At 60.0% G+C, this 14317-nt stretch carries 14 protein-coding genes; 10 read left to right on the top strand and 4 right to left on the bottom strand.

Annotated features, from left to right (window positions below; translation table 11 throughout):
- Positions 1–101: 101 nt before the first annotated feature.
- From FJQ55_RS16425 to FJQ55_RS16415, 3 genes are all read left to right on the top strand, one after another.
- Entirely contained in the window at positions 102–2753 is a 2652-nt protein-coding gene (locus FJQ55_RS16425) for an FtsK/SpoIIIE family DNA translocase (protein ID WP_140829822.1), read from the top strand.
- A 131-nt stretch (positions 2754–2884) separates the two neighbouring features.
- Positions 2885–3541, top strand: coding sequence for an outer membrane lipoprotein carrier protein LolA (locus tag FJQ55_RS16420; protein ID WP_425467547.1), 657 nt, complete (start codon positions 2885–2887; stop codon positions 3539–3541).
- 122 nt (positions 3542–3663) lie between these two features.
- Positions 3664–4470: an exodeoxyribonuclease III gene (locus FJQ55_RS16415; RefSeq protein ID WP_140829819.1), complete on the top strand. Its 807-nt coding sequence runs from the start codon at positions 3664–3666 to the stop codon at positions 4468–4470.
- A gap of 4 nt (positions 4471–4474) precedes the next feature.
- Here FJQ55_RS16415 and FJQ55_RS16410 read toward each other — a convergent pair whose 3' ends face one another.
- Together FJQ55_RS16410 and FJQ55_RS16405 are read right to left on the bottom strand one after the other, a co-directional pair.
- The gene (locus FJQ55_RS16410) at positions 4475–4933 is read right to left on the bottom strand and encodes a cyclic nucleotide-binding domain-containing protein (protein ID WP_140829817.1); all 459 of its coding nucleotides are present in this window, start codon (positions 4931–4933) and stop codon (positions 4475–4477) included.
- A gap of 127 nt (positions 4934–5060) precedes the next feature.
- Positions 5061–5744, bottom strand: a complete 684-nt coding sequence (locus FJQ55_RS16405; protein WP_062281907.1) for a response regulator transcription factor — start codon at positions 5742–5744, stop codon at positions 5061–5063.
- Between the two features lie 176 nt (positions 5745–5920).
- Between FJQ55_RS16405 and FJQ55_RS16400 the strand changes: the two genes are divergently transcribed.
- From FJQ55_RS16400 to FJQ55_RS16370, 6 genes are all read left to right on the top strand, one after another.
- Complete coding sequence (locus FJQ55_RS16400) at positions 5921–6424, top strand: L,D-transpeptidase family protein (RefSeq protein WP_140830068.1); 504 nt, start codon at positions 5921–5923, stop codon at positions 6422–6424.
- A 153-nt stretch (positions 6425–6577) separates the two neighbouring features.
- Positions 6578–7408, top strand: coding sequence for an aldo/keto reductase (locus FJQ55_RS16395; RefSeq protein WP_140829815.1), 831 nt, complete (start codon positions 6578–6580; stop codon positions 7406–7408).
- Between the two features lie 209 nt (positions 7409–7617).
- A complete protein-coding gene (locus tag FJQ55_RS16390) occupies positions 7618–8415 on the top strand; it encodes a basic amino acid ABC transporter substrate-binding protein (RefSeq protein ID WP_140829814.1) in 798 nt (265 codons plus the stop codon).
- A gap of 37 nt (positions 8416–8452) precedes the next feature.
- On the top strand, positions 8453–9283 hold the full coding sequence (locus FJQ55_RS16385) for an amino acid ABC transporter permease (RefSeq protein WP_140829812.1): 831 nt from the start codon (positions 8453–8455) through the stop codon (positions 9281–9283).
- A 261-nt stretch (positions 9284–9544) separates the two neighbouring features.
- Entirely contained in the window at positions 9545–10954 is a 1410-nt protein-coding gene (leuC, locus tag FJQ55_RS16375; RefSeq protein WP_140829808.1) for a 3-isopropylmalate dehydratase large subunit, read from the top strand.
- Positions 10955–11150: 196 nt separating this feature from the next.
- Entirely contained in the window at positions 11151–11981 is an 831-nt protein-coding gene (locus FJQ55_RS16370; protein WP_140829806.1) for a DMT family transporter, read from the top strand.
- 103 nt (positions 11982–12084) lie between these two features.
- Here the strand turns inward: FJQ55_RS16370 and rplS are convergent, their stop codons facing one another.
- On the bottom strand, positions 12085–12621 hold the full coding sequence (gene rplS / locus FJQ55_RS16365) for a 50S ribosomal protein L19 (protein WP_062281921.1): 537 nt from the start codon (positions 12619–12621) through the stop codon (positions 12085–12087).
- 272 nt (positions 12622–12893) lie between these two features.
- Between rplS and FJQ55_RS16360 the strand changes: the two genes are divergently transcribed.
- A complete protein-coding gene (locus FJQ55_RS16360) occupies positions 12894–13640 on the top strand; it encodes a sulfite exporter TauE/SafE family protein (protein WP_140829804.1) in 747 nt (248 codons plus the stop codon).
- Here the strand turns inward: FJQ55_RS16360 and trmD are convergent.
- Positions 13622–14314, bottom strand: a complete 693-nt coding sequence (trmD, locus tag FJQ55_RS16355) for a tRNA (guanosine(37)-N1)-methyltransferase TrmD (RefSeq protein WP_140829802.1) — start codon at positions 14312–14314, stop codon at positions 13622–13624. The two genes, FJQ55_RS16360 and trmD, sit on opposite strands and share 19 nt — an antisense overlap.
- Between the last annotated feature and the right edge of the window lie 3 nt (positions 14315–14317).

Raw genomic sequence — 14317 nt, 5'->3', positions numbered from 1 at the left:
ATGCACCATTAACCGTCCGTGGCTTAGGTTGAGGACTGGTCAGAACTGTGCTGCCCTTCCAGCATCCCAGGCGCACGCCAACAGGACGGATTACGAGACCCATGAGCAGAGGCCATTCGACAGCGCTTCCGGATCATCCGGCCCGATTCGCGTTCACCGCTTTTCTGGTTCGACAACTGTCTGCTTTGTTGGGTTTCGCACTCTTCCTGGCGCTGGTGCTGGCGGTCGCGGCACTCGCCACGTGGAATGTCTCTGACCCGAGTTTGTCCTACGCCACAGAAAATCCGCCGACCAACATCCTTGGACTATCCGGTGCGGTCTTCGCCGATCTGATGATGCAGTTCTTCGGGCTCGGCAGCCTGCTTGCGCTCCTTCCCGTGCTCGCCTGGTCGTTTGCCTTGATCGGCGGGCGCCGCCTGCATCGCATTCCCGCGCGCATTGCCGCCTGGCTCGCTGGCGCCCTTGTGGCCGCTGCCGCTGTCGGTTGCTTTCCGCCGCCGACCACCTGGCCTTTGCCGAGCGGCACCGGCGGTGTCTTTGGTGATCTTATTCTGCGCTTCCCCGCCCTTTTCATTGGGGCGTATCCGACGTCCACCTTCGCCATGGTGTTGGGCACGATCCTGGCATTACCGGCCGCCTGGTTCCTGCTGTTTGCCGCCGGGATCTTCGGCAAGCCGGTCGAGGCCCCCGAAGACGATCTTCCTATCGCCAAGATCCCGTCCAAGGCGAAGGTACTGCCCAACCCCGTGGACGAGGAAGAAGACGAAGAGGACCAGGGGGGCATTTCGCTCTATTTTGGCGCTTTCGCCCATAACTGGTACCTGCTGCGCGCGCGCATGCGCCGTCTTTTCGGCGTCAAGCCTGCGGAGCGTCGCCAGCGCGAGTTCAACCAGCCCTATGATTTCAATGACGATGAATTCAGCACGCTGAACGAGCCGTCTCGCGCCAAGCCGACTGGACTGACCGCTCGCGTCGAACCCGTGCTTGATGGGGCGCCTCCTCGCGCAACCGGTCGTTCCATCGTGTCTCCGCCGCCGATGTCGAGCGGATCATTCGATGACGAGGATGATGATTTCGATCTGGATGACATGCCACGCCCCTCCGGCATTCTTCCGGACGAGCGGGGTCGTGGAGTTGCTCCTGCCCGCGCCGTGGCGGGTTCGCCTCGCATTGCCACGCCCGCCGCGCGACCGAAGCCGGGCGCCCGCCTGGACCGCGATGCTCAGGGTTCTCTGTTGAAGCCTGACGGATTTCAGCTCCCTTCGGTCCATCTGCTGGCCGAACCGCGTGCGGTTGCTCGGGATGCAACCCTGTCGGCTGAGGCTCTGGAGCACAATGCCCGCCTTCTCGAGGGCGTACTCGATGACTTCGGCGTCAAAGGTGAAATCATCCACGTCCGTCCGGGGCCCGTGGTCACACTCTATGAGCTGGAGCCGGCACCGGGCATCAAGTCCTCGCGTGTCATCGGCCTTGCCGACGACATTGCCCGCTCGATGAGCGCGATCGCAGCCCGTGTGGCAGTTGTCCCCGGACGCAATGCGATCGGCATCGAACTCCCGAACCAGAGCCGCGAGACGGTCTATCTGCGTGAACTGATCGCATCGCGCGACTTCGACGGCAACAAGGCGAAGCTGGCCATGGCGCTCGGCAAAACCATTGGCGGCGAGCCGGTGGTGGCTGACCTTGCGAAAATGCCGCATGTGCTCGTCGCCGGTACTACCGGTTCGGGTAAGTCGGTCGCGATCAACACGATGATCCTGTCGCTTCTCTACAAGATGACGCCGGAACAATGCCGCCTGATCATGATCGACCCGAAGATGCTCGAACTGTCGGTCTATGATGGCATTCCGCATCTGCTCTCCCCTGTTGTGACCGATCCCAAGAAGGCTGTGGTGGCGCTCAAATGGACCGTCCGCGAGATGGAAGAGCGCTACAAGAAAATGTCGAAGATCGGCGTTCGCAACATCGACGGCTTCAACGCCCGGGTTGCGCAGGCGCAGGAGAAGGGCGAGGTGCTGACGAGGACCGTCCAGACTGGCTTCGACCGCCAGACGGGCGAGGCGATTTACGAGACTGAAGAATTCGACCTGCAGCCGATCCCCTACATCGTCGTCATCATCGACGAAATGGCCGACTTGATGATGGTGGCCGGCAAGGATATCGAAGGCGCGGTTCAGCGGCTCGCCCAGATGGCCCGCGCGGCCGGTATCCACGTCATCATGGCAACGCAGCGCCCCTCGGTCGACGTTATCACCGGCACGATCAAAGCCAACTTTCCGACGCGCATTTCCTTCCAGGTTACATCCAAAATCGACAGCCGCACCATCCTCGGTGAACAGGGTGCGGAACAGCTGCTCGGCATGGGCGACATGCTTTATATGGCCGGTGGCGGCCGCATTCAGCGCGTGCATGGCCCCTTCGTCTCCGACCATGAGGTCGAAGAGATTGTCGCCTACCTGAAGACCCAAGGTTCGCCGCAGTATCTGGAAGCCATCACCATCGATGACGAAGACGATGAGGACGGCGGCGGGCCGGCCGGGACCGGAAATCTGGCAGATTCCGACGACCCTTACGATCAGGCCGTTGCCATCGTTCTGCGCGATGGCAAGGCGTCGACCTCCTATGTTCAGCGCCGGCTCGGTATCGGCTACAACCGTGCGGCCTCGCTGATTGAGCGTATGGAAAAGGAGGGCATTATCGGTCCTGCCAACCATGCGGGTAAACGCGAAATCCTGGTGCCGACGGAAGAATAATGTCCCGGGCAGCGTTCCCTGGTGGAACAACGTGCAGTCCCGACGAGTTGCCGCAGCGGCATGAGACATCACGGCCATGAAGCCGCCGCCTTTTTCGGCGAGACCGTGAGCATATGAAGGAGTATGGCATGATTGAAAAAACTGAACGCGATGCAGGAATGCCGGTACTGGCGAACCGTCGCCAGTTCGTGCTGGGAACCGCCGCATTCATGGCATGCGCAGCCCTGCCGTTTCCGAGCCTTGCTGCGACCGATGCAGCCCAGCAGATCGCCGACCATTTCTCCAGTGTGAAAACCATGATGGGCGAATTCGTTCAGTTCGGACCGCGTGGCGAACAGACCGGCGGCAAGTTCTTCATCGAGCGGCCCGGCAAGCTTCGCTTCAACTACGAAAAACCGTCACCGATGCGTGTTATTTCGGATGGCAAAAATGTCGTCATCGGAAACACCAAGCTGAAGACCTGGGACCTTTATCCCCTCTCGAAGACGCCGCTCAGCCTGTTGCTCGCCGACAGGATCGATCTCGGCAACAAACTGGTGCGCGACGTCAAGGAAGAGGCCGATCTTACAACGATCGTGCTTGGCGACCGGACGATCTTCGGCGATTCCACCATCACGCTGATGTTCGACCCTAAGACCTTCGATCTGAGGCAATGGACTATCTCGGACGTCCAGAAAAAGGATACATCGGTGATGATCTTTAATGTTCAGAACGGTGTTCAACTGGACCCTTCGGTTTTCGAGATCCCGTATTCCGAGGTGCATGGTCAGAAGCGGGGCGGCGGTTGAGCCTTGGGCTTCAGCGGAGTTGTGGAGAAGGCGGTGCAGGCGAAAAGCTGCGCCGCCTTATCCTGTTCAGGTCAGGCCTTTTGCCCTAAGACGCAGGGGCAACCGAGGACTATAGGCGCTCCATGACCCTTGCGATTACAACCTGGAATATCAATTCGGTGCGGCTGCGCCTCCCGATCGTCGAGGACTTCCTTCGTCAGCATAACCCGGACATCCTGTGCCTGCAGGAAATCAAGTGCCAGAACGATCAGTTCCCGTCTGAGCACATAGCAGCCCTAGGCTATTCCAATATCGTGATCCACGGCCAGAAGGGCTATCACGGCGTGGCGATCTGCTCGAAGCTGCCGCTGACCGAAGATCATCGCCAGGATTACTGCGGCATGGGGGACAGTCGGCATATTTCCGCCGTCTTCGAATGGGCGGGGCGGCGCATTCGCCTTCACAACTTCTACGTACCGGCCGGCGGCGATGAGCCCAATCGCGAGATCAATCCGAAGTTTGGTCATAAGCTCGATTTCGTCGAGGAAATGAAAGCTCTGTCAGCAGACGCCGAGCCGGGCACGGCCGCGATCCTCGTCGGTGATCTGAACATCGCACCGCTAGAACACGACGTGTGGTCGCATAAACAGATGTTGAAGATCGTCAGCCATACACCCGTGGAAACCGATGGCTTGATGGAGGTGATGCGTCGCGGTGCATGGGTGGATGTCATGCGGCAGCATGTACCCGCGTCGGACAAACTTTATACGTGGTGGAGCTATCGCGCCAAAGACTGGGCCGCCGCCGATCGGGGACGCCGCCTCGACCATATCTGGTCGTCAGCCGATCTCGCCCCGCTTCTGTCCCGGATCGAGGTCCTCAAGGAAGCACGGGGCTGGGCGCAGCCTTCTGATCATGTCCCGGTCACAGCCTTTTTCGACGCTCCATAGCCCGCTATTCAGCAAATCTCGGGGCGAGAGAGGCGGAGCCTTCCATCAGGTCCCCCAGAGTTTTGCGGATCCGGGTTTCGACATGCCGCGCCATGGCGGGATATTCCTCGAGCAGACGGTGGAAGAGTGAGCGGGTGATGCGGATAACATCTACATCGTCTGCGGCCACAGCCGTGAACTTGCGTTCCACCATGGTGACCAGTGCCAGTTCGGACAGCATCACACCCGGGCCGACGCTCGTCTCAAGCGTCTGAGTGCCGTCCCGGCCAATGACGTACAAATCGAGCTTGCCCCGCACCACGACATAGGCGCATTCCGCTGGCGCTTTTTCCCTGAACAGTGCCTGGCCGGCGCTGATCGGCCGGTGCTCTGCGCCGAAGGCGATCAGCCGGATCTGATCGGCGTCCAGCCCGGAAAAGAGCGGCACTGCCGACAGAAGCTCGATGTCGTCGCTGAGAGCCATGAAAGTCCCCTTTTCGTCGCCTAGCCGGTGTCCACGCCTAGCGTGTGGTCACTCCTAACGCAAAACGAGGATGGAGACGACCCTCAGGCCAGTCTCATCCCCGTCTGTCGCTACCTGTCTCGAACCGTCAGGGGACGATCTTGTAGCCACCGTTCTCCGTCACCAAGATTTCGGCGTTGGAAGGGTCGCGCTCGATTTTCTGGCGAAGCCGGTAGACATGGGTTTCCAAGGTGTGTGTCGTGACGCCGGAATTGTAGCCCCACACTTCTTCCAGCAGGATGTCGCGGGTGACCACTTTTTGTCCGGCCCGGTAGAGATAACGGATGATGGCCGATTCCTTCTCGGTCAGGCGGATCTTCTTGCCGTCCTCGGTCGTCAGCAGCTTCTGGCTCGGCTTGAACAGATAAGGGCCTACTCCAAAGGTCGCGTCCTCGCTCTGCTCGTATTGGCGCAACTGGGCGCGGATGCGGGCAAGAAGCACGGCGAATTTGAACGGCTTGGTGACATAATCGTTGGCCCCGGCTTCCAGGCCGAGGATGGTATCGGAATCGGTATCGTGGCCCGTCAGCATGATCACGGGCGACTTGAAGCCGCCCTTGCGCAGCAGCTTCACCGCTTCGCGACCGTCCATGTCCGGCAGACCGACATCCATGATCATCAGGTCAACTTGAGCAGCCTTTGCCGTCTGCATGGCCCGGGTCGCGTTGCTTTCCTGGAGCAGCGAGAACTCCTCATAGAGCGAAAGCTGCTCGACCAGGATCTGCCTCAGATCATCGTCGTCATCCACCAGCAGAATGGTCCGCGTCGTCATTCGTCTTCCTTCCAGAGTGATCCTTACCGAAGCTTGTCGCTTTAACGAAGGCCATGTAAGCCTGCGTGGCAGGCATTGAAGCCCTATGAATACAACATTCTTCACGAACAAGGCAAAATCTCGTGAGCATTCGACTGCGAAGCGCAACGAAACAAGGAAAAGCGATCACGCGAATTTTGGTGCGACCGACCCCGCTCTCTCGAAGCCGTGCGATCTTACAAGCAGGATGCCTTCGCATTCCCGCAGCGATTGGGCGAAGCGGTCGAACGAGCCGCAAGCGGGAGGGGGATGGCGCCACGCCCATTGCAATCATGCCGCTTCGGTTTGCCTATTTCCGCAGTGACAGGAAGACACCGTTGCAAACGAGGCTTCCCCTTGTGCCTATTCGCGCGACCATGCTCTGGTGTGACGCGCCCAGTCATCCAAGCTACAATCGACCGGTCATCGCTCCCTTCACCGCAGGTCACGAGACGCTCAAGCGTCAGGATCGGCTTTACGATGTCTGTGTCGTGATGGATTGGAATATGCGCATGCGCAAACGCGGCTGCGGGTCGGCGATCTTCTTTCATATTGCGCGCGAGGATTACGCACCGACGGAGGGGTGTGTCGCCATCAGCCCACAGGACATGAAACGCCTGTTGCCGCATCTTGGTCCTGGCACGCGGTTGCAGGTTCTCTGACAGAGCTGATGCTAAATCTGGACGTTCACGTCTTTCAATGCGGGGCATCCGGCCTACCTATAGGAACAGTGCCAGCCCCACCTTTGCAGCCTGTCCGCAATTCCACGGCGCTTGGCCTGCCGGCGTATCATTCAATTTTCCGGAGCTTCTCCCATGACCGATCAATCCATCATCACCCTGAACGACGGCAAGACGATCCCCCAGGTCGGACTGGGCGTCTGGCAGACCCCAAATGACGAGGCGGCGCCCGCCGTCAAAGCAGCTCTCGACGTCGGATATCGTCACGTCGACACAGCCGCCGTCTACGAGAACGAAGAGGGTGTCGGCGAGGGTATCCGTGGATCAGGCCTCGACCGCCGGGACATCTTTCTGACCACGAAGCTGTGGAACAATGATCAGGGTTACGATCAGACCCTGAAGGCCTTCGACGCCAGCCTGAAGCGCCTCGGCACCGACTATGTTGACCTCTACCTCATTCACTGGCCGTCCGCTCACCGTGGCCTATTCGTCGATACCTGGAAGGCCTTCGTCAAACTCCGGGAGGAGGGACGGGCAAAGTCGATCGGTGTGTCCAACTTCTATCCCGAGCATATCGAGCGAATTGTGGGCGAGACGGGTGTCGTCCCTGTTCTCAACCAGATCGAGCTGCATCCGGACTTCCAGCAGCGAGAGGCGCGCGCTTTTCATGAGAAGTACAAGATCGCGACCCAATCCTGGAGCCCGCTTGGCCAGGGCAAGCTGCTCAACCATCCTGAGATCGCGAAGATAGCGGGCCGCATTGGCCGCACACCGGCGCAAGTGATCATCCGCTGGCATATCGACAACGGCCTGATCGTCATCCCGAAGTCGGTGACACCGGCGCGCATCGCAGAAAACTTCAACGTCTTCGATTTTGAGCTCGCTGATGACGACCTAAGCGTGCTGAACGGCCTCGACGACGCAGGTGCCCGCATCGGCCCTGACCCGAAGACGGCCGCCTTCTGATTGATCACCGGTTCGAAGGGCTGTTTCGCTTCTGCTGGCATTTCTTCGAACTGCGTCTGATCGGCTCAGGTCCCTCCCGGAAGGCGCAGTGCGCCGAGCGCCCTCCTTGCCAGTCGTATTGTGAAGTCATTGGTTCGCTCAGTGCGGGTCCCTTGCCAGCCGGGAACAAGATGTGACACTCTGAGATGCCACAAATTTTGGAGATTTCCATGCTGTTTCGCCGCGCTGTGCTCGCCGGTCTGTCCACCCTTGCGCTTCTGCCCTTTGCCGCCCATGCCGAAACGCTGCCGGACCTTGGCGGCAAATCGGTCATCGTCGTGACGGAGAATGCTTATCCGCCGCTGCAATTCGTCGATCCGAAGACCGGCCAGCAGATCGGCTGGGAATACGACGCGATGAATGAGATCGCCAAGCGACTGAACTTCAAGGTGGAGTATCAGAACACCTCGTGGGATGCGATGATCCAGGCGGTTTCGGACAACCAGTACAACATCGGCATGACTGGCATCACCATCAAGGAAGACCGCAAGGAGAAGGTCGATTTCTCGGACCCTTACATGCGTTCGCAACAGCTGATGCTGGTGCGCGGTGACGAGAGCCGTTTCACCGATGCGAAGAGCTTTGCCGCACTCGAAAGCGGCCTCGTCGGCGCGCAGCCGGGCACGAGCCCGTTCTATACGGCTGTCTATGAAGTCCTCGACGGCAATGAGCAGAACCCACGCATCAAGTTGTTCGAGACTTTTGGCGCAACCGTCCAAGCGCTGAAGGCCGGAGACGTCGATCTCGTCCTCACCGACAGCACGGCCGGAAACGGCTATGTAGCAGCCTCAAACGGGGCTCTGAAGATCGTCGGCGAGCCGCTCGGCACGGAAGATTTCGGCTTCATCTTCCCGAAGGGCTCCGACCTCGTGGCGCCGGTCAATGCGGCGATTGCAGCGCTGAAGGCCGATGGCACGCTGGACGCGCTGAACAAGAAGTGGTTCCTCGACTACAAGATGGGCGAATGAGCGGCCTGGTTGCCTCTGTCCCGAAGGTCAGCGGCTGATGGCGTTTCAAACTCTGCCCCAGGGTGATCCAAAGGGCGACCGGCCGTGGTGGCTGGTCGCCTTCGTCGTGTTGGCCGTTGCGCTCGGTCTGGTCATCTTCTTCAGTGATCTCTACGCCCAGGTGTTCAACACGGTCGTGAAAGGCCTCGGCGTCACCGTCTTCGTGACGCTTATAGGATTCCTGCTGGCGACGGCGCTCGGCCTGCTCATCGCACTGCTCGGCATGTCGGACCACCTGGTCCTTCGCCAGACCGCGCGGTTCTATGTCGAAGTCGTCAGGGGGATCCCGATCCTGGTTCTCCTGTTCTACATCGCTTTTGTCGGAGCCCCGGCTTTTGTTGCGCTGTTTAACCTGATCGCCAGTCCGCTCATCCATGCCGGTTTCTTCGAGCCCATGGTCGTGCGGGATGTTTCTCTGATGTGGCGTGCGATCATCGCCTTGATGATCGGTTACTCGGCCTTTATTGCCGAGATCTTCCGGGCTGGCATCCAGTCGATCGACAAGGGGCAGATCGAGGCCGCGAAGGCACTTGGTCTCAGCCGCAGTCAGCGCTTTCGTCTCGTGGTCTTTCCGCAGGCCATCCGGGTCATCTTCCCGCCGTTGTCGAATGATTTCGTCGCAATGGTGAAGGACTCATCTCTGGTTTCCGTCCTCGGTGTTGCCGACATTACACAGATGGGCAAAGTCTATGCCTCCGGCTCCTTCCGCTTCTTCGAAACCTATTCGATTGTGGCCTATGTCTATCTGGTCCTGACCATCGGGCTGTCGATCTTGCTTCGCAACTTCGAAAGACGCATGCGGCAGCGGGGGGCACGTCGCGACGACTAGCGCGATCGTTTGATCCGAATCGAATTGCCGTTTTCGACGAGAAATGGTAAGAAGCGCGCCATGGGATCGAAATTCGGATGTCTCGGAAACCAGTTTATCGTGCTGCAGGACCATAAGCGTCTGCCGGCACGCTTTTTTGCGCGCGTTTCCGGCGCACTCGCCAGCCTTCGAGGCTGATCGCGATCCGCCGCGACTGCGGCATCGACCTGACTTTCAAAAATTGAAGTTTCCCCTTTTCCTCAGTCTGGATGGAACGCACCCATGAGCGCACCCCGCACCCTTTACGACAAGATTTGGGACGACCACGTCGTCGACCGCCAAGATGACGGTACCTGTCTTCTCTATATCGATCGCCACCTCGTCCATGAAGTGACGTCACCGCAGGCCTTTGAAGGGCTGCGCATGACTGGCCGCAAAGTGCGCGCGCCGCAGAAGACGCTGGCCGTTGTCGACCACAATGTACCGACCTCGCCCGATCGCCACCTCGGCATCAAGAACGAGGAAAGCCGGATCCAGGTCGAAGCGCTCGCCAATAACGCAGCCGAATTTGGCGTCGAATATTACTCGGCCTCCGACAAGCGCCAGGGCATTGTGCACATCGTAGGCCCGGAACAGGGCTTCACGCTGCCGGGCATGACCATCGTCTGCGGTGACAGCCACACATCGACTCACGGAGCTTTCGGTGCGCTGGCGCACGGTATTGGCACCTCCGAGGTCGAGCATGTGCTGGCCACTCAGACGCTGATCCAAAAGAAGGCCAAGAACATGCTGGTGCGTGTCGACGGCGTTCTGCCTGACCATGTCACCGCCAAGGACATCATTCTCGCGATCATCGGCGAGATCGGTACGGCCGGCGGTACCGGCCATGTCATCGAGTTTGCCGGCGAAGCAATCCGCGCGCTGTCGATGGAAGGCCGCATGACCATCTGCAACATGACGATCGAAGGAGGCGCGCGCGCTGGCCTGATCGCGCCTGATGAAAAGACCTTTGAATACATCAAGGGCAAGCCACGCGCGCCGAAGGGGGAAGCGCTCGAGCAGGCGATTGCCTACTGGAAGACCCTGCATACCGACGAGGGCGCTCACTATGATCGTGTCGTCGTGCTCGATGCCGCCAAGCTGCCGCCGATCGTGTCCTGGGGCTCTTCGCCGGAGGACGTCATCTCCGTGCAGGGCGTGGTGCCTAACCCGGATGACATCCAGGACGAGAACAAGCGCACCTCCAAGTGGCGTGCGCTTGAGTATATGGGCCTGACGCCCGGAACCAAGATCACCGATATCGCCGTTGATCGCGTCTTCATCGGTTCCTGCACCAATGGCCGTATCGAAGACTTGCGCGAAGTGGCCAAGGTCGTCGAGGGCAAGACCGTTGCGTCGACTGTCTCGGCGATGATCGTGCCGGGTTCCGGGCTCGTCAAGGAACAGGCGGAAGCCGAAGGTCTGGACAAGATCTTCAAGGCAGCCGGCTTTGACTGGCGTGAGCCGGGTTGCTCGATGTGCCTCGCGATGAACGACGACCGGCTGAAGCCGGGTGAACGTTGCGCTTCCACGTCGAACCGTAACTTCGAAGGCCGCCAAGGCTTCAAGGGCCGCACCCATCTTGTGTCGCCCGCCATGGCTGCTGCTGCTGCCGTTGCCGGTCATTTCGTCGATATCCGCGACTGGCAGTAAGCTCCCTCCCGCTTCCAATGACATCGGACCGCCCGCCTCGTTGCGGGCGGTTTCTTTTTTGCGTGTAACGCTGCTCTGGATTGCAACGGCGATGGAAGACGCTATCGTCGGGCTGTCATAAAATTGTCATGCTGCGCTTCCGGATTTTTTCCATGTCATTAGGCACCAGCCTTGTTTCCTGCCGCAGGTCGCGGTCGTGAGTATCGTTGCCGTCTGTTTAGCCCTGATCGCGGCTATTCTTCATGCCAGCTGGAATGCGTTCTTGCGCACGGGTGCGGACCGGCTCTGGTCGATTACCATCATGAGTCTGGCCGGCAGCATCATCACGCTACCCTTTCTCTTCGCATTGCCGTTTCCGGCTGCTCCGGCCTGGCCATATATTCTGCTCTCCGCCTGCCTTCAGGTCGGCTACAGCCTCTTCCTGGTGGCCGCTTACCGCCATGGCGAACTCGGCCAGGTCTATCCGATCGTGCGTGGCACCGTACCGCTCCTGGTGACGCTGGGAGGCTTTCTGTTCTTTGGTGAGGTGCTCGGGCCGTTCCAGACGCTTGGCGTGGTGCTGATCGCGGCCGGCATCATGAGCCTGTCGCTGGGCAAGACGCGGGCCGCGACCTCATCGATCCTGTTTGCGCTGACCACCGGGTTGATCATCGCTTGTTATTCCACGGTCGATTCCCGTGGTGTGAAGCTGGTCGCCCAGCCGGTTTCCTATGCGCTCTGGGTGCTCTTTCTCTTCGGTATCATGATCACGCTCGCCTATATCGTCACCCGTCGCGGGCTGAGCATCGACCTGCGTGCACCGGCCACCTGGAAGGCGGCCGGTGGCGGTGTTGTCGCCATGCTGGCCTATGGTTTGGTTGTCGTCGCCTACGCTTATGCTCCGGCCGGTCTTGTTACGGCGGTGCGCGAAACAAGCGTGGTCTTTGCCGTCTTGATCGGGGCTCTCGTCCTTGGTGAGCCTTTGACGCTCCGGCGGCTGCTGGCTTGCCTGATTGTGGCCGGCGGAGCAATCAGTGTCAGCCTCTGAGGCAAACCCTCAAATCCTCATTATTTACAGAAACGCAAAAGGCCCGGACAGAGCCGGGCCTTCGCAAAGAGTTTGAAAGGGCGGACGATCCGCCCAGATCAGCTTATTCAGCCGAGGTTTCTGCAGCGGCAGCGGCTTCTGCGGCAGCGGCCTTTTCAGCGGCTTCGGCTGCTGCCTTTTCGGCGGCCAGAGCCTGTGCTGCTGCGACCTTCTCAGCTTCCAGACGTGCCTTTTCTTCGGCAACAGCGGCGCGTTCGGCGTCGTTCAGCTTGCGGGCGCGGGTGCCGGTGTTCTCAACGATACGAGCCGACTTACCGCGACGATCGCGCAGGTAGTACAGCTTGGCGCGACGGACCTTACCGCGGCGGACAATTTCGACGCCTTCGACGAGCGGCGAGTAGACCGGGAATACGCGCTCGACGCCTTCGCCGTAGGAGATCTTGCGAACCGTGAAGCTCTCGTTGATGCCGGCACCCGAACGAGCGATGCAAACGCCTTCATAGGCCTGCACGCGAGTACGGTTGCCTTCCTTGACGGTGACGTTGACGCGCAGCGTGTCGCCCGGGGAGAAATCCGGAAGTTTGCGCTTGGCTTCGATCTTGGCGGCCTGTTCGGCTTCCAGCTGCTGAATGATGTTCATGTCTAACCTCAATTTCTTCTGAAACAGCCAGAGCGCTCAACGATCATCCCTTGGGTCATTGCCTTGGGATCTTGCCTCGAGAGGCTGGAGCGGATACGCAGTTCTTTGTTTTGGCAGACGGGCTTGTGCCCATGTCCGAAGGCGCCATTACACTATGGCGGGCGGCTTGTCACCCCTTGGTCACGCAATTTCTCTTGCTGCACAGGGCGTTGCGCCCGTCCTGGGCAGGGTGCTCTCCGTAAGACGGCCTCAATGTTGGAGACAAAGCCTACATGTCCATTGCCCTGATCGCCATTCTGTTCGTCGCCGGGTTCTTGTCCGGTGCTGTCAACGCGATCGCAGGCGGGGGGACGTTTCTTACCTTCGGTGCCCTCACCTTGGCCGGACTGCCTCCGATCTCAGCCAATGCGACTTCGTCGGTCATCCAGTTTCCCGGCTACATCACCTCGACTTTGGCTTACAGGCGTGAGTTCAAGACCATGTGGCGCGGTGCTGTCCTCCTGGCCATTGTTTCGGTCATAGGTGCTGTCTGCGGTTCCCTTTTCCTCATTTCGCTGTCAAACCCGGCTTTCCGCTCGATGGTGCCCTGGCTTCTGCTCGGCGCGACTGCGGTTTTCGCAGCCGGTCCGAAGCTGCGGCCGAAAACACAGGGCGAAAGCCATGCGGCAAGCCCGCTGGGGCTGGGTCTGCAAGGCATCACATCCTTTTACGGCGGATTTTTCGGAGCGGGGATGGGCATCATGATGCTGGCCTCGCTTGGTTTGGCCAGCGGTGGCGACTATCACCGGCTGAATGCGTTAAAGAACTTCCTGTCGATCGTCATTGCGGCCGTCGCCATCGTCATCTTTGCGAGCGCCGGTGCGCTGTCATGGCTGCATGCCGCCATCATGATTCCGGCCGTGGCAGTGGGTGGTTATGCCGGGGTGGCCGTCGCCAAGAAGGTGCCGCAGACCGTGCTGCGTTGGGTGGTGGTGGCTGCAGGGCTCGGGCTCGCCGCCTATTACTTCTTCACCGGCTGAATAGGCAAAAGATCGGGACGCCTTTCGCGCGTCAGGACAACAGCCTGTTCATGACGCCACTTCTCGATGGCCGCGTGATTACCCGACATGAGGATCTGCGGGATCTCCATGCCCTCGAAGATTTGGGGCCGGGTGTATTGCGGGTGTTCCAGCAATCCGCCCTCGAAGCTCTCATGCACGCCGGAAAGCTGGTTACCCATCACGCCGGGGAGGATGCGCACGACGGCATCGAGAAGGGTCAAGGCCGCCGGTTCACCGCCGGAGAGGATATAATCGCCGACCGACACCTCTTCCAACTGGCGCGCGTCAATTACGCGTTGATCGACACCTTCGAAACGGCCACAGACGATTACCACCCCCTCGCCAGCGCCAAGGGCGCGGACTCGTTCTTGCGTGAGCGGACAACCGCGCGGGCTCATCAGCAGCCGAGGTCTTCCATCGTCGGCTATGGAATCAATGGCGCGCGCGAGAACATCGGGCTTAAGGACCATGCCGGCGCCGCCGCCGGAGGGGGTATCATCGACGCTTCGATGCTTGTCTTCGGCGAAGTCGCGGATTTGCACGGCTTCCAGCGACCAGTCGCCGCGCTCAAGCGCGCGTCCCGCGAGAGCATGGCCCAGATGACCAGGAAACATGTCCGGATAGAGCGTCAGGATCGAAGCCTTGAAACCCATGGG

Source organism: Rhizobium glycinendophyticum (genome assembly GCF_006443685.1).
Lineage (GTDB): Bacteria > Pseudomonadota > Alphaproteobacteria > Rhizobiales > Rhizobiaceae > Allorhizobium > Allorhizobium glycinendophyticum.
Note: the sequence above shows the minus strand (reverse complement) of the source record. Positions and strands in the feature narration are given on the sequence as shown.

What these genes read in the sequence shown, in the direction of transcription:
- FJQ55_RS16405 (WP_062281907.1), bottom strand. Translation starts at nt 5,744, where the DNA reads ATGACGACGCGGACCATTCTGCTGGTGGATGACGACGATGATCTGAGG.
- FJQ55_RS16415 (WP_140829819.1), top strand. Translation starts at nt 3,664, where the DNA reads ATGACCCTTGCGATTACAACCTGGAATATCAATTCGGTGCGGCTGCGC.
- trmD (WP_140829802.1), bottom strand. Translation starts at nt 14,314, where the DNA reads ATGGGTTTCAAGGCTTCGATCCTGACGCTCTATCCGGACATGTTTCCT.
- FJQ55_RS16425 (WP_140829822.1), top strand. Translation starts at nt 102, where the DNA reads ATGAGCAGAGGCCATTCGACAGCGCTTCCGGATCATCCGGCCCGATTC.
- rplS (WP_062281921.1), bottom strand. Translation starts at nt 12,621, where the DNA reads ATGAACATCATTCAGCAGCTGGAAGCCGAACAGGCCGCCAAGATCGAA.
- FJQ55_RS16410 (WP_140829817.1), bottom strand. Translation starts at nt 4,933, where the DNA reads ATGGCTCTCAGCGACGACATCGAGCTTCTGTCGGCAGTGCCGCTCTTT.
- FJQ55_RS16385 (WP_140829812.1), top strand. Translation starts at nt 8,453, where the DNA reads ATGGCGTTTCAAACTCTGCCCCAGGGTGATCCAAAGGGCGACCGGCCG.
- FJQ55_RS16390 (WP_140829814.1), top strand. Translation starts at nt 7,618, where the DNA reads ATGCTGTTTCGCCGCGCTGTGCTCGCCGGTCTGTCCACCCTTGCGCTT.
- leuC (WP_140829808.1), top strand. Translation starts at nt 9,545, where the DNA reads ATGAGCGCACCCCGCACCCTTTACGACAAGATTTGGGACGACCACGTC.
- FJQ55_RS16395 (WP_140829815.1), top strand. Translation starts at nt 6,578, where the DNA reads ATGACCGATCAATCCATCATCACCCTGAACGACGGCAAGACGATCCCC.
- FJQ55_RS16360 (WP_140829804.1), top strand. Translation starts at nt 12,894, where the DNA reads ATGTCCATTGCCCTGATCGCCATTCTGTTCGTCGCCGGGTTCTTGTCC.